The 25,142-nt window shown below is 63.0% G+C and carries 30 protein-coding genes; 13 read left to right on the top strand and 17 right to left on the bottom strand.

Annotated elements, in window-relative coordinates; genetic code table 11:
- Nucleotides 1-15 precede the first annotated feature (15 nt).
- Together NCS03_RS24905 and NCS03_RS24900 are read right to left on the bottom strand one after the other, a co-directional pair.
- Nucleotides 16-591 carry a DUF1993 domain-containing protein gene (locus NCS03_RS24905; RefSeq protein ID WP_008347619.1) on the bottom strand — a complete coding sequence of 192 codons (576 nt, stop codon included), beginning with the start codon at nucleotides 589-591 and terminating at the stop codon, nucleotides 16-18.
- A 61-nt stretch (nucleotides 592-652) separates the two neighbouring features.
- The gene (locus tag NCS03_RS24900) at nucleotides 653-2,173 is read right to left on the bottom strand and encodes an outer membrane protein assembly factor BamB family protein (RefSeq protein ID WP_235366245.1); all 1,521 of its coding nucleotides are present in this window, start codon (nucleotides 2,171-2,173) and stop codon (nucleotides 653-655) included.
- Here NCS03_RS24900 and NCS03_RS24895 point away from each other — a divergent pair.
- Nucleotides 2,160-2,507: a hypothetical protein gene (locus NCS03_RS24895; RefSeq protein ID WP_235366246.1), complete on the top strand. Its 348-nt coding sequence runs from the start codon at nucleotides 2,160-2,162 to the stop codon at nucleotides 2,505-2,507. The two genes, NCS03_RS24900 and NCS03_RS24895, sit on opposite strands and share 14 nt — an antisense overlap.
- Before the next feature lie 246 nt (nucleotides 2,508-2,753).
- Here the strand turns inward: NCS03_RS24895 and NCS03_RS24890 are convergent, their stop codons facing one another.
- Nucleotides 2,754-2,936, bottom strand: coding sequence for a hypothetical protein (locus tag NCS03_RS24890; protein ID WP_144403708.1), 183 nt, complete (start codon nucleotides 2,934-2,936; stop codon nucleotides 2,754-2,756).
- A gap of 131 nt (nucleotides 2,937-3,067) precedes the next feature.
- Between NCS03_RS24890 and NCS03_RS24885 the strand changes: the two genes are divergently transcribed.
- The 6 genes from NCS03_RS24885 (at nucleotide 3,068) to fnr (ending at nucleotide 6,821) form a co-directional block, all read left to right on the top strand.
- Nucleotides 3,068-3,295 (top strand): hypothetical protein, encoded by a 228-nt coding sequence (locus NCS03_RS24885; protein ID WP_008347615.1) that lies wholly within the window; start codon nucleotides 3,068-3,070, stop codon nucleotides 3,293-3,295.
- A 74-nt stretch (nucleotides 3,296-3,369) separates the two neighbouring features.
- Nucleotides 3,370-3,600, top strand: a complete 231-nt coding sequence (locus NCS03_RS24880) for a hypothetical protein (RefSeq protein WP_008347614.1) — start codon at nucleotides 3,370-3,372, stop codon at nucleotides 3,598-3,600.
- Between the two features lie 18 nt (nucleotides 3,601-3,618).
- Nucleotides 3,619-4,728 carry a PAS domain-containing sensor histidine kinase gene (locus tag NCS03_RS24875; RefSeq protein ID WP_250530008.1) on the top strand — a complete coding sequence of 370 codons (1,110 nt, stop codon included), beginning with the start codon at nucleotides 3,619-3,621 and terminating at the stop codon, nucleotides 4,726-4,728.
- An 84-nt stretch (nucleotides 4,729-4,812) separates the two neighbouring features.
- Nucleotides 4,813-5,280 carry a universal stress protein gene (locus tag NCS03_RS24870; RefSeq protein WP_008347612.1) on the top strand — a complete coding sequence of 156 codons (468 nt, stop codon included), beginning with the start codon at nucleotides 4,813-4,815 and terminating at the stop codon, nucleotides 5,278-5,280.
- Complete coding sequence (locus tag NCS03_RS24865) at nucleotides 5,277-5,924, top strand: response regulator (protein ID WP_008347611.1); 648 nt, start codon at nucleotides 5,277-5,279, stop codon at nucleotides 5,922-5,924. Before NCS03_RS24870 ends, NCS03_RS24865 begins: the two co-directional genes overlap by 4 nt.
- A gap of 162 nt (nucleotides 5,925-6,086) precedes the next feature.
- Nucleotides 6,087-6,821: a fumarate/nitrate reduction transcriptional regulator Fnr gene (gene fnr, locus NCS03_RS24860; RefSeq protein ID WP_051078981.1), complete on the top strand. Its 735-nt coding sequence runs from the start codon at nucleotides 6,087-6,089 to the stop codon at nucleotides 6,819-6,821.
- Here fnr and NCS03_RS24855 read toward each other — a convergent pair.
- The 4 genes from NCS03_RS24855 to NCS03_RS24840 all read right to left on the bottom strand — a co-directional run bounded on the left by NCS03_RS24855 (nucleotide 6,797) and on the right by NCS03_RS24840 (nucleotide 9,087).
- Nucleotides 6,797-7,102 (bottom strand): DUF1488 family protein, encoded by a 306-nt coding sequence (locus NCS03_RS24855; RefSeq protein WP_008347608.1) that lies wholly within the window; start codon nucleotides 7,100-7,102, stop codon nucleotides 6,797-6,799. The genes fnr and NCS03_RS24855 overlap by 25 nt on opposite strands.
- 94 nt (nucleotides 7,103-7,196) lie before the next feature.
- Nucleotides 7,197-7,508: a hypothetical protein gene (locus NCS03_RS24850; protein ID WP_239294878.1), complete on the bottom strand. Its 312-nt coding sequence runs from the start codon at nucleotides 7,506-7,508 to the stop codon at nucleotides 7,197-7,199.
- A gap of 52 nt (nucleotides 7,509-7,560) precedes the next feature.
- Nucleotides 7,561-8,007, bottom strand: a complete 447-nt coding sequence (locus NCS03_RS24845; RefSeq protein WP_008347606.1) for a universal stress protein — start codon at nucleotides 8,005-8,007, stop codon at nucleotides 7,561-7,563.
- A gap of 42 nt (nucleotides 8,008-8,049) precedes the next feature.
- Nucleotides 8,050-9,087, bottom strand: a complete 1,038-nt coding sequence (locus NCS03_RS24840) for a zinc-dependent alcohol dehydrogenase family protein (protein ID WP_250530007.1) — start codon at nucleotides 9,085-9,087, stop codon at nucleotides 8,050-8,052.
- A 153-nt stretch (nucleotides 9,088-9,240) separates the two neighbouring features.
- Here NCS03_RS24840 and NCS03_RS24835 point away from each other — a divergent pair, with 153 nt between their 5' ends.
- Nucleotides 9,241-9,435 carry a hypothetical protein gene (locus NCS03_RS24835; protein WP_008347602.1) on the top strand — a complete coding sequence of 65 codons (195 nt, stop codon included), beginning with the start codon at nucleotides 9,241-9,243 and terminating at the stop codon, nucleotides 9,433-9,435.
- A 19-nt stretch (nucleotides 9,436-9,454) separates the two neighbouring features.
- On the opposite strand, the gene NCS03_RS24830 is transcribed toward NCS03_RS24835, so the two are convergent.
- The 7 genes from NCS03_RS24830 to catA all read right to left on the bottom strand — a co-directional run bounded on the left by NCS03_RS24830 (nucleotide 9,455) and on the right by catA (nucleotide 16,089).
- Nucleotides 9,455-10,795: an MFS transporter gene (locus NCS03_RS24830; RefSeq protein WP_008347599.1), complete on the bottom strand. Its 1,341-nt coding sequence runs from the start codon at nucleotides 10,793-10,795 to the stop codon at nucleotides 9,455-9,457.
- 145 nt (nucleotides 10,796-10,940) lie between these two features.
- Nucleotides 10,941-11,348, bottom strand: coding sequence for a RidA family protein (locus NCS03_RS24825; RefSeq protein WP_033536407.1), 408 nt, complete (start codon nucleotides 11,346-11,348; stop codon nucleotides 10,941-10,943).
- Between the two features lie 19 nt (nucleotides 11,349-11,367).
- Nucleotides 11,368-12,144, bottom strand: a complete 777-nt coding sequence (gene benD / locus NCS03_RS24820; protein WP_250458636.1) for a benzoate diol dehydrogenase BenD — start codon at nucleotides 12,142-12,144, stop codon at nucleotides 11,368-11,370.
- Nucleotides 12,141-13,169, bottom strand: coding sequence for a benzoate 1,2-dioxygenase electron transfer component BenC (benC, locus tag NCS03_RS24815; RefSeq protein WP_250530006.1), 1,029 nt, complete (start codon nucleotides 13,167-13,169; stop codon nucleotides 12,141-12,143). Before benC ends, benD begins: the two co-directional genes overlap by 4 nt.
- Before the next feature lie 35 nt (nucleotides 13,170-13,204).
- The gene (benB, locus tag NCS03_RS24810; protein ID WP_008347590.1) at nucleotides 13,205-13,693 is read right to left on the bottom strand and encodes a benzoate 1,2-dioxygenase small subunit; all 489 of its coding nucleotides are present in this window, start codon (nucleotides 13,691-13,693) and stop codon (nucleotides 13,205-13,207) included.
- Nucleotides 13,690-15,048, bottom strand: coding sequence for a Rieske 2Fe-2S domain-containing protein (locus NCS03_RS24805; protein WP_033536408.1), 1,359 nt, complete (start codon nucleotides 15,046-15,048; stop codon nucleotides 13,690-13,692). Before NCS03_RS24805 ends, benB begins: the two co-directional genes overlap by 4 nt.
- Nucleotides 15,049-15,153: 105 nt before the next feature.
- Nucleotides 15,154-16,089, bottom strand: a complete 936-nt coding sequence (gene catA / locus NCS03_RS24800; RefSeq protein WP_008347586.1) for a catechol 1,2-dioxygenase — start codon at nucleotides 16,087-16,089, stop codon at nucleotides 15,154-15,156.
- A gap of 177 nt (nucleotides 16,090-16,266) precedes the next feature.
- On the opposite strand from catA, the gene NCS03_RS24795 reads away from it, so the two are divergent.
- The 4 genes from NCS03_RS24795 to NCS03_RS24780 all read left to right on the top strand — a co-directional run bounded on the left by NCS03_RS24795 (nucleotide 16,267) and on the right by NCS03_RS24780 (nucleotide 19,933).
- Complete coding sequence (locus NCS03_RS24795; RefSeq protein WP_008347585.1) at nucleotides 16,267-17,190, top strand: LysR family transcriptional regulator; 924 nt, start codon at nucleotides 16,267-16,269, stop codon at nucleotides 17,188-17,190.
- Nucleotides 17,191-17,295: 105 nt separating this feature from the next.
- On the top strand, nucleotides 17,296-18,423 hold the full coding sequence (locus NCS03_RS24790) for a muconate/chloromuconate family cycloisomerase (protein ID WP_008347583.1): 1,128 nt from the start codon (nucleotides 17,296-17,298) through the stop codon (nucleotides 18,421-18,423).
- Between the two features lie 38 nt (nucleotides 18,424-18,461).
- Nucleotides 18,462-18,740 carry a muconolactone Delta-isomerase gene (gene catC / locus NCS03_RS24785; protein ID WP_008347582.1) on the top strand — a complete coding sequence of 93 codons (279 nt, stop codon included), beginning with the start codon at nucleotides 18,462-18,464 and terminating at the stop codon, nucleotides 18,738-18,740.
- 8 nt (nucleotides 18,741-18,748) lie between these two features.
- Nucleotides 18,749-19,933, top strand: coding sequence for a benzoate/H(+) symporter BenE family transporter (locus NCS03_RS24780; RefSeq protein ID WP_250530005.1), 1,185 nt, complete (start codon nucleotides 18,749-18,751; stop codon nucleotides 19,931-19,933).
- A 376-nt stretch (nucleotides 19,934-20,309) separates the two neighbouring features.
- Here the strand turns inward: NCS03_RS24780 and NCS03_RS24775 are convergent, their stop codons facing one another.
- The 3 genes from NCS03_RS24775 to NCS03_RS24765 form a co-directional block, all read right to left on the bottom strand.
- Complete coding sequence (locus NCS03_RS24775) at nucleotides 20,310-21,863, bottom strand: class I adenylate-forming enzyme family protein (protein ID WP_250530004.1); 1,554 nt, start codon at nucleotides 21,861-21,863, stop codon at nucleotides 20,310-20,312.
- 67 nt (nucleotides 21,864-21,930) lie between these two features.
- Entirely contained in the window at nucleotides 21,931-23,136 is a 1,206-nt protein-coding gene (locus NCS03_RS24770; RefSeq protein WP_250530003.1) for an amino acid aminotransferase, read from the bottom strand.
- A gap of 11 nt (nucleotides 23,137-23,147) precedes the next feature.
- Nucleotides 23,148-24,521, bottom strand: a complete 1,374-nt coding sequence (locus tag NCS03_RS24765; protein WP_008347574.1) for an amino acid permease — start codon at nucleotides 24,519-24,521, stop codon at nucleotides 23,148-23,150.
- A 135-nt stretch (nucleotides 24,522-24,656) separates the two neighbouring features.
- Here NCS03_RS24765 and NCS03_RS24760 point away from each other — a divergent pair, with 135 nt between their 5' ends.
- Nucleotides 24,657-25,130 (top strand): Lrp/AsnC family transcriptional regulator, encoded by a 474-nt coding sequence (locus NCS03_RS24760; RefSeq protein WP_250530002.1) that lies wholly within the window; start codon nucleotides 24,657-24,659, stop codon nucleotides 25,128-25,130.
- Nucleotides 25,131-25,142: the final 12 nt, after the last annotated feature.

Genomic DNA, 25,142 nt, shown 5'->3' with positions numbered 1-25,142 from the left:
CGAAGTCGCGCGGATTCAGCCCGATTGGGGCAGCGTGCCGGGCCGGATATACGAGAACATGTGCGCCACGTAATCCGGCTTGCCGAGCGGCACGCCGTGGTTGCGCAGGATCGCGTAAGCGGTCATCGCGTGGAAATAGAACTGCGGCAGCGACCAGTCGCGCGCGTATTGCTCGCCGGTCATGTCGAAGACGATGCCGTTCGGCAGATCGAGCGCGATCGGCTCGCCGGTTCCGGCGTCGAGCGCATCGGAAGTGAGGTTCGAGAGCAATGCGATCGCATCGGCGATGCAGGCTTGCGCATCGGCGAACGTGCCCGGCGCTTCGTTCGAATGCGCGCCTTCTTTCCGCACGCGCAGCACTGTCTGCGGCAGGTCTTCGCCGCGCAGCCGGTACACCGGTTCCTGTGCCTGAAAGCACACGAAGCGCACTTGCGCGGCGAGCGGAAACATGTCGGGCGCGAGACGCAAGGTCATCAGCGCGTCGGGATTCGCGCCTTTCTCGTGCTGAAATGCAGCGGCTTTATCGAGCCACGCCGACAGGTTCTTCAACGTCTGCACGAACGTCGGAACGAGAAGACGGGTCAGTTGCATCGGAAGCTCCATGGGTCGAGGTAACGCGATCTTATATCGATGCGGCCCCGACCCGCGCCAGTCATCCGCCGAGCAGACCGAACACCATCACGCCCGTCTTCGTGCCGACGTAGACCTTGCCGTTCGCGACCGTCGGCGAGATGAACTTGTTGTTGCCGAACTGATCGCGCGTGCCCGCCTGATTGCTGTTGTAAAGCTCGATCGCGAGATTGCTCGCGTCGTAGGCATGCAGCACGGCGGTCGGCGTGGTGTTCTCGACGCCCCATACGATGCCGTCGGTATTGCCATTCGCGGAAATGACCGGCGCGAGGCCCGGAAAATTCCAGTTGCCCGCGGGACTCGTCGTCTGGCTCGATGCGCTCGTCGCGACCATCGCGTTGACGACGGGCAGCGCCTTCAGATGATCGCCCGCCGGGCCGACGTAGATCGTGTTGTTGTAGAACGCCGGCGCGGTGAACATCGGACCGGTGATCGTCGAGTAAAGCGGCTGATAGATGTGATCCGCGTTCGAATCGAACTTGCCCATCGAATCGCGGTTCACGACGTAGAGGACGCGCGTCTTGCCGCCGCCTATCGCGAGATGCTGCACGTTGCCGTTGATGTCGGTGACATCGGGCAGCACGAGCACGCCGCCCGAGCCGAGATCCAGATCCTGGTTCGATTCCACCACGGTGTTCGACGGCTCGAAGTAATCGTTGACCTGAAGCGCGAACGTCGCGCTCGGCGTGACCTTGAGGAAGCCGTTGCCGAAGTTGTTCCTGATCGGCATGTCCTGCGCGTTGATGGTCGCGTCGAACGTGCCGTTGCCGTCGAGGAAATAGATCGACGTGCCGTCCGATGCCAGGCCCGCGCCGCCCATCCAGATGCCGCCCATCTCGCCGTTCGGCGTGACGTTCAGGATGCCCGTCTGCTTGAGCGTGTCCGCGCTGTAGCCGATGAGCCAGCCGGTATACGGCAGCGTGTCGCAATGCGAGCTCCACGCCGTATAGACGACGCCGTTCAGCAGCAGCAGCGACGCGCGCTCGATGTACTGGCCCGGCGTGAACGGCACGACGCCGTTCACGCTGCCCGATCCGGTGCCAGGATACGAGCCGGTGATTTCGGTCGGGCCGCCGAACAGTTCGCCGCCCGTTGCGATGTCGATGGCGTGGATGCGCTGGTGATACGCGCCGCCGCTGTCCTTCGACATGCCGACGACATAGATCACGCCGTTGGGCCCGCGCGAGCGGTCGATGACCGGCGTCGCCGTGATGCCGATTTTCGGCGTGGTCTGGTCGCAGCCGTGATCGTCGCTCGGCACTTCGCCCGCGCCGAGCGTCGAGACTTGCCAGAGCACGGCGCCGGTGTCGGCATCGAACGCGTAGAGGGTCGCGTTCTCGGTCGCGACGTACAGCACGTTATGCGTGCCGCCCGCGATCGGCACGTTGGCCAGAAAGAGCGGTTGCGCATCGACGGCGCCATCGACGGCATAGAAGCCGAGCTTGCCGAACGTGGACGACTTCACGCTGGCGAGCGTGAGCCGGGTCTCGGCGAGCTGCTGCGCGGTGCGGCGGATGTCGTTGTGATACGTGGTGACATCCATCGGAGTCGATGCGGACGGCGAGTTCGTCGCGGGAGCGCTTGCGCTCGCGGGCGCGCTCGCGCCGTTTGCCGACGATGCGGCCGAAGGACTGGATGCCGACGCTGGGCTCGACGCCGACGCGGGACCGGATGCCGACGCGGAGCCGCCGGATGTCGAGGACGGATCGGAGGAGCTTCCTCCGCTGCATCCACCGATGATTGCTGCGATAGCGACTGCGATCACGCCAACCGATAAATGCCCTTTCATCTGCGATCTCCGTTCAGGAGGGGCCGGCCCCGGTGCAGTCGCGATTATTGTCTGCAACGGCTTAAAAAAGTGGACGACGGTCGGCTGAACGCTAGGCTTTGGCGGAACGGTCGGCGGGCTGTATGTATGCGTCTCACGAATTCGCAGACAGCGGAAAAAAACCCGGACGATCGGGCAGCCAGCGCGGACGTGCGGGCAGGACTGCAAGCGGACGTTAAAGGCACAGTAAGGCTCAGGACGGGACCCGATTCGTATCGCTATCGCAGCACTGTGCGGTCTTGCCCGATTTCGACAGATGTTTTCGAGGTGAGACGCAGATGAAACGCTTGACCGCTCAGGTGATGTGCCACCCGCTCGTCGCGATCGCGGCGCTTTTCGCAGCCGATCTGCTGATGCGCTCCGATTCGGGGCTCTCCGGCGCGATGTACGTCGTCGCGGCGAAGTCGGTATCGAGACTGTTCAACGCGATGCGCAGAGGCGCGACCCGATGCCCGCCCGATTGGTCGGACTTAAGCATTTGCATGGGAAAAGTAAAAAAGCTTAAATCGGATTAAGCGACAAAAATTGAACGGTTAGGCTTACTGCTTACGGAATGTAGGCAAACGTCAGAATTGCCACGCCGGCAAAACATTAGAACCTGAGAGAGCAATGAATCGACCCGACGACGTGATCTACAAAGGGCACGTACTGAGCGCGACCGCCGTCCCGGAGCAGGACAGATACGCGGCGATGCTCATCGTGCGAGAACCGGACGGCACGCGCCGTTCGAGCGGAATGCTCGGCGAATTCGCCAGCGAAACGGGCGCGGTGCGCTACGCGTTCGCTTACGGCATGGCCGAGATCGACTATCGACAGTCAGTGCAGAACCCGCGCTGATCCGCGCGCATTCGCTCTCACGCCGCGGCATGCCTGCCGCATAAGCCTTTCGATCATCTCCACCGGTCAAATCTATGATCATCTATCATCGGGGAGCGGCTTTTAAGCCCTCCGCCACCCGTGTAGGCAACGCGTTCGTCGCGACCGCGTCGATTCTCGAAGAGGACGGCCATGCCACCTCGCTCGGCAATCTCGGCGCATTCGCAAGCAAGGACGGCGCGCTCGGCTTCGCGGTGCGCTGCGCGACCGCGTTTCTCGACGGCGACGAGCTGCCCTTGCCGCCCTTTCAGATGATGAAGCAATAGCGCCGCAACGCGTCGACGTTGCAAGCGCATCCGCCCATTGCAACGATGATCGACTGCTCCGCGACCGAACCCGGCAACACGCCTTCGCTGCTGACGGTCGCACCTTTCCGTCTGCTGGTCGAAGCGGTCGAGGACTACGCGATCTTCCTGCTCGACGCGCACGGCCACGTCGCGACCTGGAACAACGGCGCGCGGCGGATCAAGGGCTATGACGCGAGCGATATCGTCGGCCGTCATTTTTCCGTCTTCTATCCGGGCGACGATATCGCCGCGCGCAAGCCGCACAACGCCCTCTCGACGGCGGCGCGCGTGGGCCGCGTCGAGGACGAAGGCTGGCGCATCCGCAAAGACGACAGCCGCTTCTGGGCGAACGTCGTCATCACCGCGTTGCACGATCCGTCGGGTAGTCTGATCGGCTTCGCCAAAGTCACGCGCGACATGACCGACCGCTTGCGGCTCACGGAACTGCAGCATGCGCGCGAGCTCTCCGCGCACGTACAGACGGCGCTGGAAAACGAGCGCGCGTCGATTGCCCGCGAGTTGCACGACGATCTCGGCCAGCAGCTTGCCGCGCTCAAAATGCAGTTGTCGATTCTCGACAGCACCGCGCCGAACGCGCGCTTCAAACAGCAGGCGCTCACGCAAATCGACACGATCATCGGTTCGCTGCGACGCATCGCGGCGGGCCTGCGTCCGCCCGTGCTCGACGATCTCGGCCTTTTCGCCGCAATCGACTGGCTCGTTTGCGATTACCGCCGCCGCTACGATCTGACGATCCATCTGGATATCGAAGGCGACGAGGACGGCTTCGAGGCGACTGCGTCCACGTCGCTCTTCCGGCTCGTGCAGGAAGCGCTGACGAACGTCGTGCGCCACGCGCGGGCATCGGAAGTTCGCATCGCGATCGTCTGCGCGTATGCGCGCTGCACGCTGACGATCGAGGATGACGGCCGCGGCGCGGATATCGAACGGCCGCGCGCGGCGGGCACGTTCGGCCTGCTCGGCATGGGCGAGCGCGTGCGGCAACTGGGCGGCGTCATCGAGTTTCGCAGCGCGCCGGGCGAAGGCTTTCGCGTCGTCGTGGACATTCCGCTTCATCGCCCCGCCGATGACGGGTCCGTTCCTTGACTTGCGTCAACCGTTTTGCATACGCCGTCCGTAGACTCGATCGCACACCCGCGACGCGCCAACACACCGGATCAGGAGATCGTCATGTACAACCGCATTCTCGTGCCCATCGACGGCAGCCCGACTTCCCTCCACGCCCTCGATGAGGCGATCAGGATCGCAAGCGCGAGCGCGGCGCAAATTCAGCCGCTCTTCGTCGTCGACATGCAGCCCGTTTCCTACGACGCCACGAGCGCGTTCTATCCCGGCCTGCGCGACGCATTGCTGGAGGAAGGCCGGCGGCTCGCTGCGACGGCCACGGAGCGCATGACGCAAGCGGGCGTCAAGGGCACGCCGCGCGTGTGCGAAGTCGAGTATCTCGGCGATGACATCCCGCAGCGCATCCGTCATTGCGCCGACGATTTCCGCGCCGATCTCGTCGTCATGGGCACGCACGGGCGGCGCGGCTTGCGGCGGATCGTGCTCGGCAGCGTCGCGGAAGGTTTCGCTCGGCTGTCGCGGTGTCCCGTTCTGCTGGTGCCGGGCCGCGAAACGGAAGAACCGAATCCATGACGACGAAAGTCCTGATCGCCGATGACCACGCGCTCGTGCGCGACGGCCTGCGCCATATCCTCGCGAACGCGCACGGCTTCGAGGTCGCCGGCGAAGCGAGCGACGGGCCGGGCACGCTCGCGCTCGTGCGCGCAACGGAGGCAGACGTGCTCGTGCTCGATCTGTCGATGCCCGGCCGCAGCGGCCTCGACCTGCTCAAGCAGATCAAGGACGAAAAGCCCGCGCTGCGCATTCTCGTGCTCACGATGCACGCCGAGCAGCAATACGCCGCGCGCGCGTTCAAGGCCGGCGCGTCGGGCTATCTGACGAAGGAAAGCGCGAGCGCGGAGCTGGTCGCGGCGGTCGCCAAGGTCGCGTCGGGCGGCGCGTACGTGAGCCTCGCGATGGCCGAACGCTTCGCGCAAAGCCTCACCGAACCTGACGATGCGCTACCGCATCAGCGATTGTCGAACCGCGAGTTCGAAGTGTTCCGGCGGCTGTGCGCGGGCGAATCCATCAGCGATATCGGCGAGGCGTTGTGCGTGAGCGCGAAGACCATCAGCACCTACAAGGCGCGCATCCTCGAAAAAATGCAGATTCCCCACGAAGCCGCGCTCGTGCGCTACGCGGTGCGCCATCAGCTTTTCGACGACGACAGCGCCTGAATCGAAGCGGCGCGTGTCGGCATTTCCCTACACGTCTTCCCGAATGCCTACGGCACGATCAGCCAGCACCGACATTTTTTCGAGACAGCGCACTCCATAATTGGACAGGTGACATGCGGGATCGCGCGTCGATGCGCGATCCGGTTCGACAGGAGGCGCAGCATGATTTCCGCGAGCGCAGACAGTCCCGGCATGCACGTCGACGCGAAGCCGCCGAGCACGCGTTGCTCGACGTGTTCGATGAAGCGCATCTGCATGCCGTCCGGCTTGTCGCCGGTCGATTATCAGCGTCTCGACGCGATGATCAGCTCGACGCGCTTCGTGCGGCGCGGCGAAACGCTTTTCCGCAGCGGCGATCCCTTCCAGAGTCTCTATGCGCTGCGCAGCGGCTGCTTCAAGACCGTCGTCATGCATCGCGAAGGACACGAGCAGGTCACGGGCTTTCATCTGGCGGCCGAGCCCCTCGGGTTCGACGGCGTGAGCACCGACCGCCACGCGTGCGACGCCATCGCGCTGGAAGACAGCGTCGTCTGCATCGTTCCGTTCGATCTGCTCGAATTGCTGTGCCGCGAAGTGAAGGCGGTGCAGCATCACGTTCATCGCATGATGTGCGGCGAGATCGTGCGCGAATCCAATCTGATGATGCTGCTCGGCACGATGACGGCGGAGCAGCGCGTCGCGGCCTTCCTGCTCAATCTGTCGACGCGCATGAAGGCGCGCGGCTATTCGCCCGCGCAATTCGTGCTGCGCATGACGCGCGAGGAAATCGGCAGCTATCTCGGGCTGAAGATCGAAACCGTCAGCCGCATGTTCTCGCGGCTGCAAAAGGCCGGCGTGATCGACGCGCGCGGCAAGGACGTGCGGATCCTCGATCAGGCGCGGCTCGAAGCAGTCTGAGCGCGCGCTTCGCGAAAGCGGAAAAATCCGCTGCGCAGCATCACCGACGTGCCGCCGACGCGGCTCAGCACATGTTCGGCGGCGCCTTCTATCGACGAGCGATGGCTCTCGAACGCCTGCTGCAGATCTTCCTCACGCCACGACGCCGCGCCGAAGTGATCCTCCAGCGCTTCGGCCGAAATGGTGCACTCGATCGGCTCACCGTCCGCGAAGGCGGCGAAAGTGAGCGAAGGGACATCGCCCTGATAGACGGGCGGCTGACTCGGAAACGTAACGATCATGCCGATACCTCGTGGAACGTTGATGCGACGCGAGCCGGCGCAGCGCATATCCACTTAGTCTTGGCCACGGTTTCGGAGCGCGTATTGATCTGGATCAAATCGCGTCTGGCGCGCCGCGCTGAAGCAGCAGCTGAACGGCGTCATCGAATGTATGACGCAGCGCCGCGTTCACGTCGGCGTGTGTGCTGCGTTGCACCGTGACCTGCTCGGAATCGCGCGTGAGCAGAACCAGTTGCGCGTCGAAGACGGTGCGTCCCGCGCGATCGAGCGACGCCTTGATCGTGAGCCTGCAATCGACGATGTCTTTCGCGACGCCCGCAAGCCGCACGAGTTCGACGCCCGCTTCGCGTTCGATCGCGCTCGAGCCCGCGAAGCCGAGGCAGGCGATCTGCATTCCGAGGCCCATGTCATTGTTCTCCGGTCAGGCCATCGCGCGGGCGCGCCTCACTCGTCGTGGCTCACGCGTCTTTCGCGACATGCTTCGGTGCGCGCGTGAGCAGCACCGGACACGTCGAGCGTCTGACGAACGCTTCCGCGACGCTGCCGAGCGCGAGCCTGCGCAACCCGGTCCGGCCATGCGTGCCCATCACGACGAGATCCGCGGGCATGTGCACCGCGCGGCGCTGCAGGCACTTCGCGATCGTATCGGTGACGTTGCGCGTCTCCGCGAGTTCCGTTTCGCATTCGATGCCCGCATCGATCACGCGCGCATACGCGATATCGAGCGCGTGCCCGCCTTCCTCGCGCACGTTCACGCGATACTGCGCCGGATACGACGAAAGCGCGGCCACGTCGATCACGTACACGACATTCACTCGCGCACGCGCGCCGATGCGGATCGCTTCGTCGAGCGCGCGTTGCGAGCACTCGCTGCCATCGAGCGCAACCAGGATTTTGCGGTACATCGTTTTCCGGCCCGCACGGCTTCCCGCTGAAGGCCGCCCACTTCAAATTTCGATGATGACCTTCAGCGCGTTCGTTTCCGCCGCGCGGCCAAAGGTGTCGTAAGCGTCGAGCGCGCGCGCGAGCGTGAAGCGGTGCGTGATGAGCTGCTTCGGCTGCAGCCGCCCCGCGCGCACGGTCTTGAGCAGCATCGGCGTGCTGACCGTATCGACGAGACGCGTCGTGATGCTGATGTTGCGATCCCAGAGCGATTCGAGATGCAGATCGGCCTTCACGCCATGCACGCCGACATTCGCGATGGTGCCGCCCGCCGCGACGATCTGCTGGCACAGCTCGAAGGTCGCCGGCACGCCGACCGCTTCGACGGCGCAATCGACGCCCGCGCCATCGGACAGACGCATGATCTCGGCGACGGCCTCCGTGCGCGCGATGTCGATGCACGCGCTCGCGCCGAACGTGCGCGCGATTTCGAGCCGATGCGCGTCGCGATCGATCATGACGATCTGCGCCGGCGCGTAGAACTGCGCGGTGAGCAAGGCGGCGAGACCGACCGGCCCCGCGCCGACTATCGCGACCGTGCTGCCCGGCTGCACGCGCCCGTTGAGCACGCCGCATTCGAAGCCCGTCGGAAGAATGTCGGAGAGCATGACGAGCGCCTCTTCCTCGACATCTGCCGGAATCGGATAGAGGCTCGTATCCGCGTGCGGGATGCGCACGTATTCGGCCTGCGTGCCGTCGATCTTGTGGCCGAGAATCCAGCCGCCCGTCGCGCAGTGCGAATACATGCCGCGTCGGCAGGCCTCGCACTTTCCGCACGACGAAATGCACGAGATCAGCACGCGATCGCCCGGCTTGAACGTCGACACCGCCGCGCCGACGTCCTCGACGACGCCCACGCCTTCGTGACCCAACACGCGGCCGGGCTCGCAGGTGGGAACATCGCCCTTGAGAATGTGCAGATCGGTTCCGCAGATGGTCGTGCGCGTCACGCGAACGATCGCATCGGTGGCGGCGGCGAGCGCGGGTTTCGGCCGCTCGTCGAGCGACTTGATGCCGGGGCCGTGATAGACGAGTGCTTTCATCTGCGAACTCCGTTGCGTGGCGCGTGACGTGAATCGACGCTCTCACTCTATCGGGACGCCCGCGGCTCCGATTGACTTGAATCAAGCGCACGCGCATATCGCGAGTAACATGAAACCACCTGATTGACTGCGTTTTCATTTTCAGGAGGCTGCATGAAAGCGGTGTGTCCGTTGCATGGACCGACGACCATCGTCCGCACGAACGCGTACGGCTTTCCGGTCTATGCGTGCTGCTGCCACGACGTGCCTTATGTCACGCCGCCCGATGCCTGCACGCGCGCGCCGACGCAGCGCGGCGCTCCATCCGAGCCGCAGAAGGCCCGGCAACCGAAGCCCGCGAAGGAGTGACTGCCGGGCGCACGCGTCGTTACGCCGGATCGGCGGCGGCCACGGCGATGGCGTCATTGCGCGAACGACGCGCATCGATCAGACAAACGGCAAGCATCGCGATGACGCCGGGCACCGCGATGGCGACGAAGTTCTGCTGCAGCGGCAACGCCTTGCTCACGAGAAAGCCGATCACGATAGGCGCGAGAATCGCCCCGCTGCGCCCGATGCCAGACGCCCAGCCGATGCCCGTCGAGCGGATCGCGGTCGGATAGAACTGACCGGCGAACGCATACGTGACGATCTGCGTGCCGATCGTCGATGCGCCCGCGAGACCCACCAGGAAAAACAGCACGCCGACCGGCACCTTCACGCCCAACAGGCTGATGGAAATCGCGGCGAGCGCGTACATGGCGATCAGCACGTACTTGATGTTGAAGCGGTCCGCGAGCCATCCGCCGCCGATCGCGCCGATCATCGCGCCGAAGTTCAGAACGAGCACGAACGTGAGCGCCGAGCCGAGGCTGTGCCCCGCGCCAGCCATCAGTTTCGTCAGCCACGAACTCAGCGCGTAGACCATGAAGAGGCACATGAAGAACGCGATCCACAACATGACGGTGCTCATGCCGCGTCCTTCGGCGAAGAGTCGCGCGATCGGCGAACCGGGCGCGGCTTCGCGATCGGAAAGCGCGAAGCGGTCGGCCTCTTGCGGCACATAGCGCGGATCGACGCGCGAAAGAATGTCCTTCAGGCGCGCCGCGCGTTCGTTTCGCACGAGGAATGCGAGCGACTCGGGCATGTACTTGAGGATCACAGGCGCGAGCAGCGCCGGAAGGCCCGCCGCGATGAAGACGGATTGCCAGCCGTAGCGCTCGATCATCCCCTTGCCGACGAGCGCCGCGAGCATGCCGCCGACGGAATATCCGCTGAACATCAGCGTCACCATCGTGCTGCGGATCTTGCGCGGCGAATACTCGGTCATTTGCGCGACGACATTCGGCATGACGCCGCCGATGCCCAGTCCCGCGAGAAAGCGCGCGATGCCGAACGTCACGGGATCGCGCGTCAATCCGGCCGCGGCCGTGAATACGCTGAACAGCAGCAGACAAATGACGATGGCGGGCACGCGGCCGATCCTGTCGGCAATCGTGCCGAGAAACACCGCGCCGATCATCATGCCGAGCAGCGCGGAACTCACCATGAATCCAGCGCTCGTCGGCTGAATGCCCATGTCGCTCATGATCGACGGAAGCGCGATCCCGACGACCGCGAGATCGTATCCGTCGAAGATGATGATGAGCGCGCACCAGAACAGAAGCAGCAAATGAAACTTGCTGAACCGGGCATCGTCGCATAGCTTTTGCACGTCTATTTGCCGCATGGGTGTCTCCAAGGATGTAGGACTTGCTTTGATTCCGCGATTTTTAATGTATTGATCAGGCGGAACGATGAACGCGCGCGCGTTCTCCTTGCTGCGTGCATGGCGCAGCAAGGCCGGTTCTTTTTACGTTGACGTTTCTTGCGTGTTACGACGCGCTCGCCGTCACTACGGCGACCGCCTTGATTTCGACGATATAACCCGCGGAACCACCGAGCATATGCGCGCCGATCGCGGTCCACGCCGGCAGCGGATGCGTGTTCAGATAACGCTCGCGCACCTGCATGAACAACGGCAGATCGCGCATGTCGGTATGAAAGCTCGTCACGTCGACGACATCGCTCAACGAAGCACCCGCCGCTTCGAGCACGAGCTCGAGATTGTCGAAAGCCTGCACGATCTGCGCTTCGCGGTCTTCGACCAGTTGCATGTTCGCATCGCGTCCAATCTGCCCGGACACGTAGATCGTATTGCCGGCCTTGATCGCGGGCGCATAGCGGATCTTTTCGTAGACCGCTTCCATTCCCGCGGGAACGATTGCCTTGCGTTCACTCATGATTGCGTCTCCCGTGAGATCAGCCGTTATCGCCGCCGGCGACGGGCAATACCGCGCCGGTGATATAGCTCGCTTCGTCCGATGCGAGGAAGAGAATCGGCGCGATCTGTTCGTCCAGCGTGCCGTAGCGTTTGAAGAACGTCGATTCGGTGACCTGCTTCACCGCTTCGCCCATCCAGACTTTTTCCTGCTCGCTGTCGCCGCTCGCATTGCGCGGCACGCGTCGCGCGGGCGCTTCGGTGCCGCCCGGCGCGGCTGCGACCACGCGGATGTTGCGCTCGCCGTATTCCATCGCGAGCGCCTGCGTCATTGCGTTGACGCCGCCTTTCGCCGCCGAATACGGCACGCGACGAATCCCGCGCGTCGCGTTCGAAGACACGTTCACGATGGTTCCGCGCCCGCGTTCGAGCATATGGGGCAACACGGCATGGCACGCGTAGAGCGTCGGCATGAGCGAGCGCCGGATTTCGGCGTCGATCTGCGCGGGTTCGAATTCGGCAAACGGACGCATGCGAATCGCGCCGCCGACGCCGTTGATCAGGATATCGATGCCGCCGAACGTGCGCGCCGCGAACGCCATCGCGGATGCCGCGCCTTCATACGTTTCCATGTCGGCGACGAAGCCGGCCGTATCCGCGCCCTGCGCTTCGGCGGCCACTTCCCCGATGAAGTCCGCGCGATCGACGAGCACCACCTTCGCGCCTTCCGCCGCCGCACGCAGCGCCACGCCGCGCCCGATGCCCTGCGCCGCGCCGGTCACGACCATCACCTTGCCGGCAAATCGTTGCGTGTTCATGCTGCCACCGGCGCGGCGTTGGGCGTGAACTTCTCGTAGTGGAAGCTGTTGGGCTTCACGCCGCTATCGTCGAAGTGCTTGCGCACGGCATCGACCATCGGTGGCGGGCCGCAGAGATACACATCGACATCGCCGTCATTCAGCGATTCGGCGGGCATGTGCTGCGTCACCCAGCCTTTGCGCGGATGGTTCGAATCCGCATCCGCGACGACGGTGCTGAACGTGAAGTTCGGCAACCGCGCCGTATAGGCTTCGATCGCTTCGACTTGCACGAGATCGAGATCGCGCGTCACGCCATAGATGAGGTGAATCTTCTGCTGCGAGTTCGCGCGTGCGAGCACTTCGAGCATCGAGAGGAATGGCGCGAGACCCGTGCCGCCCGCGAGGAACAGCAGCGGACGCTCCACCCCGCGCAGATAGAAACTGCCGAGCGGACCGGTCAGCTCGACCGTGTGACCGGCCTGCGCGGATTCGAGCCATGTGCTCATCACGCCGCCGGGAATCTTCTTGATGAGAAAGCTGATCTTCGTCGCGCCCGGCGCCGACGAGAACGAATACGAACGATGCTGTCCGCTGCCCGGGACATCGATATTCACGTACTGGCCCGGCAGAAAAACCGGCGCGGGCGTAGCGGCATCCACATCCAGTTCGAGCACGACGGCGGCGTCGTTGTGCGGCTCGATCTTCGTGACCGTCGCGGCGAACTTGCTCTGCGCGGTCTTGCATGCCGCCGACGATGCCGGGACCGCGATCACGCAATCGCTCGATGGCACCATCTGGCAGGTGAGCACGAGACCGCTTTCCTTTTCGTCGTCGGAAAGCGCGTCTTCGATGTAGTCGTCGCCGAGATCATAGTTGCCGCTTTCGGCGCGGCATTTGCAGGTGCCGCACACGCCGTCGGAGCAATCCATCGGCAGATTGATCTTGGCGCGGAATGCGGCGTCGAGAACTTTCTCGCCCGCCTTGCATTCGACAAAACGCGTCACGCCGTCTTCGAAATTCAGTGCAATGTTGTAGCTGGACATGTTGCCTCCTACTTCCTGTCTCGTCACCGCGAGTGTCAGACGTGATAGACGTCGAGCACCTGGCGGATATAGTCGTTCTTCAGCACAATCTTCTTGTGCGCAATCACCAGAATGTCGTCGACCTTGCGCAGCGTCACGAAGATCGTGCCGAAGAAATGATCGGTGATCTTGTAGCGGTGATTGAGCGTGTCGAAGTTGTAGCGCACATCCACTTCGTTCTCGCGCTCGGCCAGCACTTCCACGTTGGTGACGTTGTGGCTCGTGCGCGGCTCGGGCATCGAAGCGCCACTGCGCTCGGTCTTGATGCGGAACACGCGATCTTCGAGGCCGCCGCGATCCGGGTAATACATCAACGAGATCTGACTTTCGTGGTCATCGGTGATCTGATCGTCGTCGTCCCATGCGGGCATCCAGTACGTGACGTCTTCCGCATAGCAGCCGAGCCATTCGTCCCATTGACGATCGTCGAGCAGACGCGCTTCGCGATACAGCGTCGCGCAGATTTTCAGGTAGTCGAAGCTCATGCCAGTGCCTCCCCTTGTTCCTTCTTCAACGCGTCGCGCATCACGTTGACCCAGTATTCGTGCTGCACGACGAAGAGTCCTTCGTCTTCGCTGCGCTCGCCCGAAATGAGCGGCTTGATACCCATGTTCTGCGCGTTCTCGTCAGGACCGTGGACCCAAAGCGGCGCGCCGCGCGAGAGGTCGTTCCACATCGCCGTGATGCCCGCATAACCCGACTGGCACGCGCGAAATTCCTCGAGGTCGTCGCTCGTGCCCATGCCGGTCACGTTGAAGAAGTCTTCGTACTGACGGATGCGCGTCGCGCGATCTTCGGCGCTCTCGCCCTTCGGCGCGAAGCAGAAGATGCTGACTTCGGTCTTGTCGACGCCAAGCGGGCGCACCACGCGAATCTGCGTGCTGAACTGATCCATCAGAAAGACGTTCGGATAGAGGCACAGATTGCGCGTCTGATTGACGATGTAATCCGCCTGCACTTCGCCCACGCGCGCCTTGATCTCTTCGCGATGCTGATACACCGGCCGCACTTCCGGATTCATCGTCTTCGTCCACAACAGGATGTGGCCATGATCGAATCCGTACACGCCCGCGACCGACTTGCTCCAGCTATTCGCATCGACGGCCTTGGTGCCTTCGATCTTGCGGCGGCCCATCGTCGCGGCGTAATTCCAATGCACGGTGCTGACGTGATAACCGTCGCAGCCGTTTTCCATCTGCATCTTCCAGTTGCCGTCGTAGATGTACGAGGAATTGCCGCGCAAGACTTCGAGGCCGTTCGGCGCCTGATCGACGATCTGATCGATGATGACCTTCGTCTCGCCGAGATAGTCTTCGAGCGGCATCGAATCCGCATTCAGGCTGCCGAAGAGAAAGCCGCGATAGTTCTGGAAACGCGGCACGCGGCGCAGATCGTGCGAGCCGTGCGTGTTGAACTGGATCGGGTATTCGGTCGTCTTCTCGTCCTTCACCTTCAGCAGCTTGCCGGTGTTGGAGAACGTCCAGCCATGGAACGGACAGGTGAAGCTGCCCTTGTTGCCGTGCTTGCGGCGGCAGAGCATCGCCCCCTTGTGCGCGCATGCATTGATGACCGCGTGCAACTCGCCGGTCTTGTCGCGCGTCACCACGATGGGCTGACGGCCGATCCACGTCGTGTAGTAATCGTTGTTGTTCGGGATCTGGCTTTCGTGCGCGAGATACACCCAGTTGCTCTCGAAGATGTGTTTCATCTCGAGATCGAACAGATCGGCGTTCGTGAAGATGTCGCGGCGGCAACGGAAGATGCCACTCTCCTTGTCGTCCTGGACGGCGTTTTGCAGCAGTTCATCGAGCTGCGTGGCTTTGTCGGTGATGGCGGACATATGAGTTCTCCCTATGCGCGTTCCGGCGACGGAGCGCATGCATCGGTATCGAAGGGGTCGTACGGAGATTCGGGCGGCGGCGGGCTGACCGCCGCTGTTGCGTAATTACGCGGTGACGGATGCGCGCGGGCGCTGGACGAGCTGGTTGTCCTTGCCCTGCACGAGCGGCGTCAACTGGATGTCGAACACGATTTCGTTGTACGCGTCGGCCTTCAGCCCCAGCGCCGTGCCGCCCGTCTTTTCGACGACATGCGGAACGAGTTCTTCGCGAGTCGCATAAGCGAAGTCATCCCAGATCAGCGGATCGCCTTCGATGTTGATCTGCGTCGTCAGCTTGCGATGCTTCTCGCTCGTCGCGAAGAAGTGCACGTGCGCCGGACGATTGCCATGACGCGCGAGCGAGTTCAGCAGTTGCTGCGTCGCGCCGTGCGGCGGGCAGCCGTAGCCGACCGGCATCAGCGTGCGGAATTCGTACTTGCCGTCCGCGCCCGTTTTCACTGCGCCGCGCAGATTGAAATCGCTTTGCGCGCCGGTCGGGTCGAAGTGCGAGTAGAAGCCGTTCGAGTTGGCGTGCCAGCATTCGACGACCGCATTCGCAACCGGCTTGCCATCGTGACCCGTGACCGTGCCGCGAATGACGAGCGGGCCGGCGTTCGCATCGGGATCGAGATCGATCTTCGACACGCCCTCGCGCACCGGCGCACCGGCCACATACAGCGGGCCTTCGATGGTGCGCGGCGTGCCGCCGTGGATATCGGCTTCGCGGTCTGCGGCATCCATGCGGATGTCGAGATACTTCTCCAGACCGAGGCCGGCGGCGAGCAACGCCGCTTCGCCATCCTGACCGAGCTTGTTGAAATAATTGACGCCGGCCCAGATTTCATCGGGCGTCATGTCGAGGTCGTCGATCGCCTTGAAGAGGTCGCTCAACAGGCGATGCGTGATCTCTTTGGCGCGAGCATTGCCGTCCTGACTCCCGATGTTCGCAGCGGCCTTCAGCAGGTCCTGCACTTCCTTCGTATCGAACACTTTGATGCTCATGTCTTCTCCTGAATCTCGCAATTTTCTGGTGGGGGTTAACCCTCGCTTCATCACCTGTGCAGATATGCTCGGAAGGTATAGTCGGGTGTTGAAACAGAGCGTGAAGGCAGGATAATGGACGTAAAGAAGCCCAGTCCAACACTGATTTAGTATCGGGCCATATCCAGGAGGTATTGAATGGAGTTGCGACACCTGCGTTACTTCGTGGCGGTGGCGGAAGAAAGAAACTTCACGCGCGCGGCCGAAAGGCTGCATATCGCACAACCGCCTTTGAGCCGTCAAATACAGCAACTCGAAGAAACGCTCGGCGTGCAACTCTTCGAACGCAACTCGCGGCCGCTCAAGCTCACGGAGACCGGCAAGTTCTTTTATTCGCATGCGGTGCAGTTGCTCGCGCAGACCGCCGAACTCGAATCGATGACGCGCCGCGTAGGCAATATCGAGCGCAGTCTTTCGGTGGGATTCGTCGGCTCGACGCTCTACGGCATGCTGCCGAAGATCATCCGGCGCTTTCGCGACGAGAACGCGACCGTCGAACTGAGCCTGCACGAAATGTCGACGATGGACCAGATCCGCGCGCTCAAGGATGGCCGCATCGATGTGGGCTTCGGGCGCATTCGTCATGAGGATGCCAACATCCGTCGCGTGATCTTGCGCGAAGAGCAACTGATCGTCGCGCTTCCGCTCGGGCACCCGCTCTCGCTCGCGAAGCCCATTCTCTCGCTGCGCGATCTCGTCAACGAGACGCTCATCATCTTTCCGAAGTCGCCGCGCCCGAGTTATGCGGATCAGGTGCTCGCGGCGTTTCAGGATCGCGGGCTCGCGCCGCGCAAGATCTACGAAGTGCGCGAATTGCAGATCGCGCTGGGGCTCGTCGCGGCGGGCGAAGGCATTTCCGTCGTGCCGAGCAGCGTCCACGGCCTGAAGCGCGACGACGTGAGCTACAAGGAACTTGACGATCCCACGCTCGTTTCGCCGGTCATCATGAGCATGCGCGCGCTCGACGAATCGCGCGACATCAAGGAAATGCTCGAACTCATTTACCGGCTGTATGACGAGGAGAAGATTCCTTACACGGCGCGCACGGATCGGGGGCGATGACGCGCGTCATACCTGGGGGGTATCGCACTAGACGCGAATGGTCTTGGACAGGCGGCAAACGGGCGCGCAATACTGCATCAACCTCTCCATTCCGACATTTCAGGTATGAACGCCCAAATCACCTCCGTCGAAGCGATTCTGGTTGATCTCCCGACCATTCGCGCGCATCAACTCGCGATGGCGACGATGCAGCAGCAAACCCTCGTCATCGTCCGTCTGCGCACGAGCGACGGCATCGAGGGCATTGGCGAAGCCACGACCATCGGCGGCCTGTCTTACGGCGATGAAAGCCCCGAAGGCATCAAGCTGACGATCGATACCTATCTCGCGCCCGCGCTCATCGGACAGGATGCGAGCAACATCAACGCGGCGATGCTGAAGCTCAACAAGGTCGCGCGCGGCAATCGCTTCGCGAAGTGCGCGCTCGAAACGGCGCTGCTCGACGCGCAAGGCAAGCGGTTGAACGTGCCGGTGTCGGAGTTGCTCGGCGGCGCGGTGCGCAAGACGCTTCCGGTACTCTGGACGCTCGCGAGCGGCGACACGCAGCGCGATATCGAAGAAGCGGAAATGCTGCTGGCCGAACGCCGTCACAACACATTCAAGCTGAAGATCGGCCGGCGCGGCGTGCGCGATGACGTCGCGCATGTATCGAAGATCAAGGCCGCGCTCGGCGATCGCGCGAAAGTCACCGTCGACGTGAATCAGGCATGGAGCGAGACCGATGCGTCGCTCGGCATCGAAGCGCTTCAGGCAGCGGGCATCGATCTCATCGAACAGCCGACTCCGCGCGAGCAGCGCGGCACGCTCGCGCGGCTCGCGGCGCGCTTCATCGTGCCGATCATGGCCGACGAAGCGGTGACGGGCCCCGAGGACGCGCTCGAACTCGTGCGTCACGCATGCGCCGATGTGTTCGCGCTGAAGATCGCGAAGTCCGGCGGCATCTACGGAATGATGCGCACGGCCGCCATCGCGGATGCGGCGGGCGTCTCGCTCTACGGCGGCACGATGCTCGAAGGCAGCATCGGCTCGATTGCATCGGCGCATGGTTTCAGCGCGTTGCCGCAGCTCGCGTGGGGCACGGAACTGTTCGGGCCGCTGCTGTTGAAGGACGACATCGTCACGGCGCGTCCGCAGTATCGCGACTTCGATCTGCACTTGCCGGAAGGACCGGGCCTCGGGCTTCAGATCGATGAAGCGAAGCTCGCGTTTTATCGTCGCGACAAGCGCGCTTGAATCATCGAATCAACGCATCAACAACGATTGGGGACATCATGCTTTATCTCGTCAGAATGGACGTTCATCTGCCGCACGACATGCCCGCCGCCAAAGCCGATGAAATCAAGGCGCGCGAGAAGGAATACTCGCAGGAACTGCAGCGGCAAGGCAAATGGCAGCAGTTGCATCGCGTGGTCGGCGAATATGCGAACTACAGCGTCTTCGATGTCGATTCGCACGATGAACTGCACACGATCTTGTCCGGCCTGCCGCTCTTCCCGTACATGACGATGCAAGTGACGGCGCTCGCGCATCATCCGTCGTCGATTCGCTGAAGCCGCGCATGTCGATTCCGGTATCGCGGGAAGGAAGCGGGTCGGTATCGGCGGTGAGCGCCGGGTTGCTTGCCGTCATCATCTCGTATGCCGGACCGCTCGCGATTCTCTTCCAGGCCGCGCACGCGGCACATGTCGGCAACGACGTGATCGCGTCGTGGGTCTGGTCCATCTCGATGGGCGCGGCCGTTTCGGGCATCACGCTGAGTGTGTGGCTGAAGCAGCCGATCATCACCGCGTGGTCGGCGCCCGGTTCGGCGCTGCTCGTCACGCTGTTTCCCGGCATGCCGGTGAGCGAGGCGATCGGCGCGTATATCGTCGCGGGCGCGTGCATCTTCGTGCTCGGCTTGTCGGGATGGTTCGATGAGATCGTCAAGCGCATACCGAAGGGCATCGCCTGCGCGATGATGGCCGGCATTCTCTTTCAGTTCGGCACGAACGTATTCAAGTCGATTGCCGTTACGCCGTGGCTCGCGTTGGGCATGATCGCGAGCTTCCTCGTTTTTCGCCGATGGGCGCCGCGCTACTGCCTCATTCTGGTTCTCGCGTCCGGCTGCGCGCTGGCGATGGCACTCGGCCTGACGCATTTCGAGTCGGTCAGCCTTCATCTCACGCGCCCCGTATTCACGATGCCGACTTGGTCCTGGCAATCGACCGTGAGTCTTGCGTTGCCGCTCGTCATCGTCAGTCTGACGGGGCAATTCCTGCCTGGCTTTTCGATCTTGCGCGTGTCGGGTTATCAAACGCCGACGCGTCCCGTGCTCATGACGACGGGCCTCGCATCGATGCTCGTCGCGTTTTCGGGCGGCATCACCATCGTCATCGCGGCGATTACGGCGGCGCTATGCACCGGGCCCGATGCGCATCGCGACCCGGCGAATCGTTATGTTGCGGGCATCGCCAATGGCGTCTTCTATCTGATCGGCGGATGCTTTGCGGGGACGGTCGTCATGCTGTTCGCCGCGCTGCCGAATGCGTTCGTTGCGGTGCTCGCCGGTCTCGCGCTGCTCGGCGCGATCGCGGCGAACGTCGTGGGGCTGGTGCAGGATGAGGCGCATCGGGAAGCTTCGTTTATCGCGTTTATCGCGACGGCTTCGAATATGAGTTTTCTCGGGTTGGGGTCGGCGTTTTGGGGGATCGTGCTGGGGACGATGGCGCATTTGGTGTTGGGGCGGGCGAGGGACAGGGGCTAATTCGGACTTTGCGTGTACGCCTTCAAAACGCACGGTTATCCCGAGAGCCATCCTCACGACGCGCAAGTCAGGCGGGACGCCGCTCGACTTCCAGAAGTTCACGCTTGAAGACGTGCGTATTAGCGGCGTCGATCCTATTGGATCGGGTGGCTACCATGCCGAGAATGTTTAACTCCCGTTTGCGAGCGTTAAACAGGAATACACCACTCAAAATGCGCAGGGCGGTAGCAATGGTGTTATTACGGCTGCGTTCGATCTTCGGGCACGCTCAATTCGGCAAATGCGTTAATCGTGCTCCGGAGCATGAGTGAGGGACTTGTCGATGGCGGTAGCTTTACGTCGTCGATCGGCGTGCTTACTTACCAAGGACAATATTTCAACTGACTGCAGCCGGCATCGCACGCGCTTGGCCGAATGTACACCTGGTACTTAAGGCCTCCCGACACCAGAACCCAATCGCCGCCCGATTCACCTTCCCTTGCTCGGTAAGCGGCACGCGCTGCACGGCAGCCATCCGCACAACCTTCGCCACTGCGACCCCACACGCCGATTCAAGCGCCCGCATGCAACGCGCGACATCCACACGCCTTCCTGTCCACGGCACCACTACGACATCCCACACATAACGGCGCGCAGCATCGGCCGATGCAACAGCGCGCGCATAGCGCACATCGGGCAACGCACAAAGCGGCGTTTCGATCTGCGCCGGACCGACGACGGCACCATCGATTTCGGCGACATCCCCTCCACGTCCGATCACATGCAGATAACCCCTCCCGTCGATGAAGCCGATATCGCCCGTCATGCACCAGCCATCGCGAAACTTCTGCGCCGCTTCGATCGGCTGCCGGTAATAGCCCTGCGCCACCGCCTTCGATTTCACCTCGATTGCGCCGTGCTCGCCATGACGCGCGAACGTGCCGTCGGCGCGGCGAATCCGCACCTCGACGCCCGGCCGGATACGCCCGGCGCTCTCGAGCAGACTCGCATCGACGAGATAGTCCGACGGCGTCAACACGCTCACGAGCCCCGCTTCGCTCGCGCCGTACATGTGCGTGAGCACCGGGCCGAGGCGCTCGATCGCGCGCCGCCGCAAAATCGCGGGCGCCGATCCGCCGATATGCGCGACCGAGCGCAACGAAGACAGATTGCGCCGATGAACGTCCGGATGATCCATCGTTTCGAACAGTTGCGGTTCGACGAGCAAGACGTCCGTGATGCGCTCGGCTTCGATCGTCGCGAGCGTTTCGGCGGGATCGTAGCCAGGCTTCAGCACGACGATGCCGCCGCCCATCAACGTGTTATCGACGAGCACTTGCGACAGATACGCAAGCGCGCCGTTGACGAGCTGCCGCCGATCCTCGGGGCTCGGCGCGCTTACCATCGTCGAATATGCGGCGAAGCTGCGGCGGCTCGCTTTCGGCACGCCGGTCGAGCCGCCCGATGACACCACCACCGCGAGATCGTCGGGTCTTGCACGGCTCTCAACCGGCAGATCGTGCTGCACGCGCGCCCGGATATCCAGCCGCAAACGCGCCGGCCCCGTTCCGACATACGCGAGACGCGCGCCGCTATGCGCCGGCACGAGATGCTTCGTCTGTTCGAAGCCGATGAGCAACGTCGGCTGCATGCGCGTGACAAACGCGGCGCGCTGTTCCGCGCGCGTGATCGCGGGCAGGAACATCGTCGTTGCGCCGAGCAGGCCGGTCGCGTAGCGGATCGCGAGCGCATCGGGGCAGTTCGGCGCGAACATCGCGACGAACCCGCCGCGCGTGACGCCGAACGACGCAAGCGCCCGCGCATATCGATAGATCGATGCGCGAAACGCCGCGCCGGTCACGTCGTCGCCGAGATAGCGCAGCACCGTGCGATCGGCGTGCGCGTCGAGCTGGTCGAGCAGCTCATCGACATAAGAGCGAAACGTTTCCATGACTGCATCCCTCCTTCATCAGCGATGGATGCAGTGTGCCCGCGCACAATGAGGCGAAAATGAGCGGCTACGCGATCGCTTTCGACAGCACTTCGCCGATGGCGCTTGCGGTCGCATCGACGTTGCGCTCGTTCAGCGCCGCGACGCACATGCGGCCCGAGCGGATCAGATAGACGCCGTGCCGTTCGCGCAGCACATCGACCTGCGCGGCGGAAAGCCCCGTGTACGTGAACATGCCGCGCTGCTCGACGTAACGCGCAAGCATCGCATCGGGCACGTTGCCGGAAAGACGCGCGTGAATCGCGCTACGCATGCGCGCGATGCGCGTGCACATCGACGCCAGTTCTTCCTGCCACGATTGCCGCAACGCGGGCGTCGTCAAGACGCGCGCGACGATCCTCGCGCCATGCGTCGGCGGATTGCTGTAGTTCGCGCGCACGGCGCTCGTCAGTTGACCGAGCACGCGCGCCGCTATCTCCGCCGATTCGCAGATCACCGACAACGCGCCGCAACGCTCGCCGTAGAGCGAAAAGTTCTTCGAGAACGAATTGGCGATCAGCGCGGGCACGTTGCGGCGAACCAGCTCGCGAATCGCGAACGCATCCGCATCGAGTCCCGCGCCGAAGCCCTGATACGCCATGTCGATGAACGGAAGCAAGTCGCGCGCTTTGATGGCGTCGATGAGCATCGCCCATTGCGCATCGTTCAGATCGACGCCCGTGGGGTTATGACAGCACGCGTGCAGCAGCACGACGCTCTTCGCAGGCAGATCGCGGATCGCCGAGAGCATCGCGTCGAACTTCAGGCCGCCGCTCGCTTCGTCGTAGTACGGATACGTGCCGACCGTGAAGCCCGCGCGCTCGAAGATGAAGCGATGGTTATCCCACGTCGGATCGCTCACCCAGACGTGCGACGCCGGGAAATAGCGCTTGATGAAGTCCGCGCCGACCTTGAGCGCGCCGGAGCCGCCGAGCGTCTGCACGGTCGCGATGCGGCCTTCGATGCGCGCGGCGGAATCGTCGCCGAATACGAGCGACTGCACGGCATCGCGATACGCCGCGAAGCCCGCCATCGGCAGATACGGTTTCGCAGCGGGTTCCGCGAGCAACTGCGCTTCCGCTTCGCGCACGGCGCGCATCACCGGCAGACGGCCTTCGTCGTCGTAGTAGATGCCGATGCTCAGATTGACCTTGTCCGCGCGCGGATCGTTCGCGAAGTCTTCGTTGAGCGAAAGGATCGGATCGCCGGGATAGGCATCGATGTGTTCGAACATGACCGTCTCCTTCAGACGCGCGACAAGGCCGCACTCGCGCGACGGCGATTGCGAATCGCATAGCCGACGCCGAGCACCGCGAGCCACACGGGAATCAGATAGACCGAGATGCGCAGATCGGGGATCAGGCACATCACCACGAGAATGCCCGCGAGGAACGCGAGGCACAGATAGTTGGTGAGCGGATAGCCGAGGCTCTTGAACACGGTCGTTTCGCCGTTGCGCGCCTTCACGCGTCGGAATTGCAGATGGATGAGCGAGATCATCGCCCAGTTGATGATGAGCGCCGACACGACGAGCCCCATCAGCAACTCGAATGCCTTGCCCGGCATCAGATAGTTGATGAGCACGCAGACGGCCGTCGCGAGCGCGGAGACGCCGAGCGCGGCGAGCGGAATGCCGCGCCGGTTGACCTTGAGCAGCGCGCGCGGCGCATTGCCCTGCTGCGCGAGACCATAGAGCATGCGGCTGTTGCAATACACGCCGCTGTTGTAGACCGAGAGCGCCGCCGTGAGCACCACGGCATTGAGCACATGCGCGACGAAGTTGCTGTTCATCGCATGGAAGATGAGCACGAACGGGCTGCCGCCGGTCACGACCTTCTGCCACGGATACAGCGAAAGGAGCACGCCGAGCGCGCCTACGTAGAAAATCAGAATGCGATAGATCACCTGATTGGTCGCGCGCGGAATCGTGTGCGAGGGATCGTCCGCTTCGGCCGCGGTGATGCCGACCAGCTCCAGCCCGCCGAACGAGAACATGATGACGGCCATCGCCATGACGAGACCGGAGACGCCGTTCGGGAAGAAGCCGCCGTGACGCCAGAGATTGGTCACGCTCGCGTCCGGCCCGGCGCTGCCCGAGAACAGCAGCCAGCCGCCGAAGCCGATCATGCCGACGATCGCGACGACCTTCACGATCGCGAACCAGAACTCCAGCTCGCCATACGATTTCACGCTCGTCAGATTGATCGCGTTGATGATGCAGAAGCAGACGAGCGCGGAGATCCACGTCGGGATGCCCGGCCACCAGTACTGCACGTAGATGCCGACGGCGGACAGCTCGGCCATCGACACGAGAATGTAGAGCACCCAGTAATTCCAGCCCGACAGAAAGCCCGCGTACTGTCCGCAGTATTTGTCCGCGAAGTGGCTGAACGAACCCGCGACCGGCTCGTCGACGACCATCTCGCCCAGTTGCCGCATGATGAAAAAGGCGACGATGCCCGCGATCGCGTAGCCGAGCAGCACCGATGGCCCCGCCGACTTGATCGTCTGCGCGATGCCGAGAAAAAGCCCGGTGCCGATCGCCCCGCCGAGCGCGATCAGCTGAATGTGACGGTTCTTCAGGCCGCGCTTGAGCGTGCCGTGTCCCTCATGTGTCACGTGTCTCTCTCCTTGTGCTCGATTTAGGGGAATCAGTGTAAATTTGTTACGGCACAATATGATTTCCTAACGCGCGCAGACAAACCCTAGTTTGCGCGTCCGGATTTCATCGATTGGTTCATCGGAGAAAGAAAATTGCAGACTATCGAGATCGATCGTATCGACCTGCGTTTGCTCGCGATACTGCAGTCGCGCGGACGCATCTCCAATCTCGAACTGGCGGAAGCGATCAACCTGTCGCCGGCGCAGACGTTGCGGCGGCATCGGCGGCTGGAAGAGATGGGTGTCATCAAGGGCTACGAGACGCGGCTCGATGCGCAGGCGCTGGGCTTCGGCGTCGTCGCCTTCATTCAGGTGACGATGGAGCGCGGGCACGTGCGCGACCTCGCGAAGTTCAAGGGCGTCGTCGGCAAGCTCGCGGAGATTCAGGAATGCTTCGCCGTGACCGGCGATATCGATTACATGCTGAAGGTGATCGCGCGGGACCTGAAGGGCTTGTCGGAGTTTCTGCTCGACACGCTGATGCGTATTCCCGGCGTGAGCGGCGTGAAGTCGAGCGTATGTCTCGACGAGTTGAAGTGCGTGAGCGCGGTGCCGCTGGAGGGATAGTGAGGGCGGCGC

This window comes from Caballeronia sp. ATUFL_F1_KS4A (assembly GCF_023630905.1).
GTDB lineage: Bacteria > Pseudomonadota > Gammaproteobacteria > Burkholderiales > Burkholderiaceae > Caballeronia > Caballeronia zhejiangensis.
Note: the sequence above shows the minus strand (reverse complement) of the source record. Positions and strands in the feature narration are given on the sequence as shown.

Bases quoted from the DNA above. Each gene is read 5' to 3' on its own strand.
- NCS03_RS24905 (WP_008347619.1), bottom strand. From the start codon at position 591: ATGCAACTGACCCGTCTTCTCGTTCCGACGTTCGTGCAGACGTTGAAG.
- fnr (WP_051078981.1), top strand. From the start codon at position 6,087: ATGATTTCCGCGAGCGCAGACAGTCCCGGCATGCACGTCGACGCGAAG.
- NCS03_RS24850 (WP_239294878.1), bottom strand. From the start codon at position 7,508: ATGGGCCTCGGAATGCAGATCGCCTGCCTCGGCTTCGCGGGCTCGAGC.
- NCS03_RS24900 (WP_235366245.1), bottom strand. From the start codon at position 2,173: ATGGATGTCACCACGTATCACAACGACATCCGCCGCACCGCGCAGCAG.
- benC (WP_250530006.1), bottom strand. From the start codon at position 13,169: ATGTCCAGCTACAACATTGCACTGAATTTCGAAGACGGCGTGACGCGT.
- NCS03_RS24845 (WP_008347606.1), bottom strand. From the start codon at position 8,007: ATGTACCGCAAAATCCTGGTTGCGCTCGATGGCAGCGAGTGCTCGCAA.
- NCS03_RS24775 (WP_250530004.1), bottom strand. From the start codon at position 21,863: ATGGAAACGTTTCGCTCTTATGTCGATGAGCTGCTCGACCAGCTCGAC.
- NCS03_RS24835 (WP_008347602.1), top strand. From the start codon at position 9,241: ATGAAAGCGGTGTGTCCGTTGCATGGACCGACGACCATCGTCCGCACG.
- NCS03_RS24865 (WP_008347611.1), top strand. From the start codon at position 5,277: ATGACGACGAAAGTCCTGATCGCCGATGACCACGCGCTCGTGCGCGAC.
- catA (WP_008347586.1), bottom strand. From the start codon at position 16,089: ATGAGCATCAAAGTGTTCGATACGAAGGAAGTGCAGGACCTGCTGAAG.
- NCS03_RS24890 (WP_144403708.1), bottom strand. From the start codon at position 2,936: ATGCTTAAGTCCGACCAATCGGGCGGGCATCGGGTCGCGCCTCTGCGC.
- NCS03_RS24770 (WP_250530003.1), bottom strand. From the start codon at position 23,136: ATGTTCGAACACATCGATGCCTATCCCGGCGATCCGATCCTTTCGCTC.
- NCS03_RS24840 (WP_250530007.1), bottom strand. From the start codon at position 9,087: ATGAAAGCACTCGTCTATCACGGCCCCGGCATCAAGTCGCTCGACGAG.
- benD (WP_250458636.1), bottom strand. From the start codon at position 12,144: ATGAACACGCAACGATTTGCCGGCAAGGTGATGGTCGTGACCGGCGCG.
- NCS03_RS24855 (WP_008347608.1), bottom strand. From the start codon at position 7,102: ATGATCGTTACGTTTCCGAGTCAGCCGCCCGTCTATCAGGGCGATGTC.
- NCS03_RS24795 (WP_008347585.1), top strand. From the start codon at position 16,267: ATGGAGTTGCGACACCTGCGTTACTTCGTGGCGGTGGCGGAAGAAAGA.
- NCS03_RS24885 (WP_008347615.1), top strand. From the start codon at position 3,068: ATGAATCGACCCGACGACGTGATCTACAAAGGGCACGTACTGAGCGCG.
- benB (WP_008347590.1), bottom strand. From the start codon at position 13,693: ATGAGCTTCGACTACCTGAAAATCTGCGCGACGCTGTATCGCGAAGCG.
- NCS03_RS24805 (WP_033536408.1), bottom strand. From the start codon at position 15,048: ATGTCCGCCATCACCGACAAAGCCACGCAGCTCGATGAACTGCTGCAA.
- NCS03_RS24830 (WP_008347599.1), bottom strand. From the start codon at position 10,795: ATGCGGCAAATAGACGTGCAAAAGCTATGCGACGATGCCCGGTTCAGC.
- NCS03_RS24870 (WP_008347612.1), top strand. From the start codon at position 4,813: ATGTACAACCGCATTCTCGTGCCCATCGACGGCAGCCCGACTTCCCTC.
- catC (WP_008347582.1), top strand. From the start codon at position 18,462: ATGCTTTATCTCGTCAGAATGGACGTTCATCTGCCGCACGACATGCCC.
- NCS03_RS24880 (WP_008347614.1), top strand. From the start codon at position 3,370: ATGATCATCTATCATCGGGGAGCGGCTTTTAAGCCCTCCGCCACCCGT.
- NCS03_RS24825 (WP_033536407.1), bottom strand. From the start codon at position 11,348: ATGAGTGAACGCAAGGCAATCGTTCCCGCGGGAATGGAAGCGGTCTAC.
- NCS03_RS24780 (WP_250530005.1), top strand. From the start codon at position 18,749: ATGTCGATTCCGGTATCGCGGGAAGGAAGCGGGTCGGTATCGGCGGTG.
- NCS03_RS24790 (WP_008347583.1), top strand. From the start codon at position 17,296: ATGAACGCCCAAATCACCTCCGTCGAAGCGATTCTGGTTGATCTCCCG.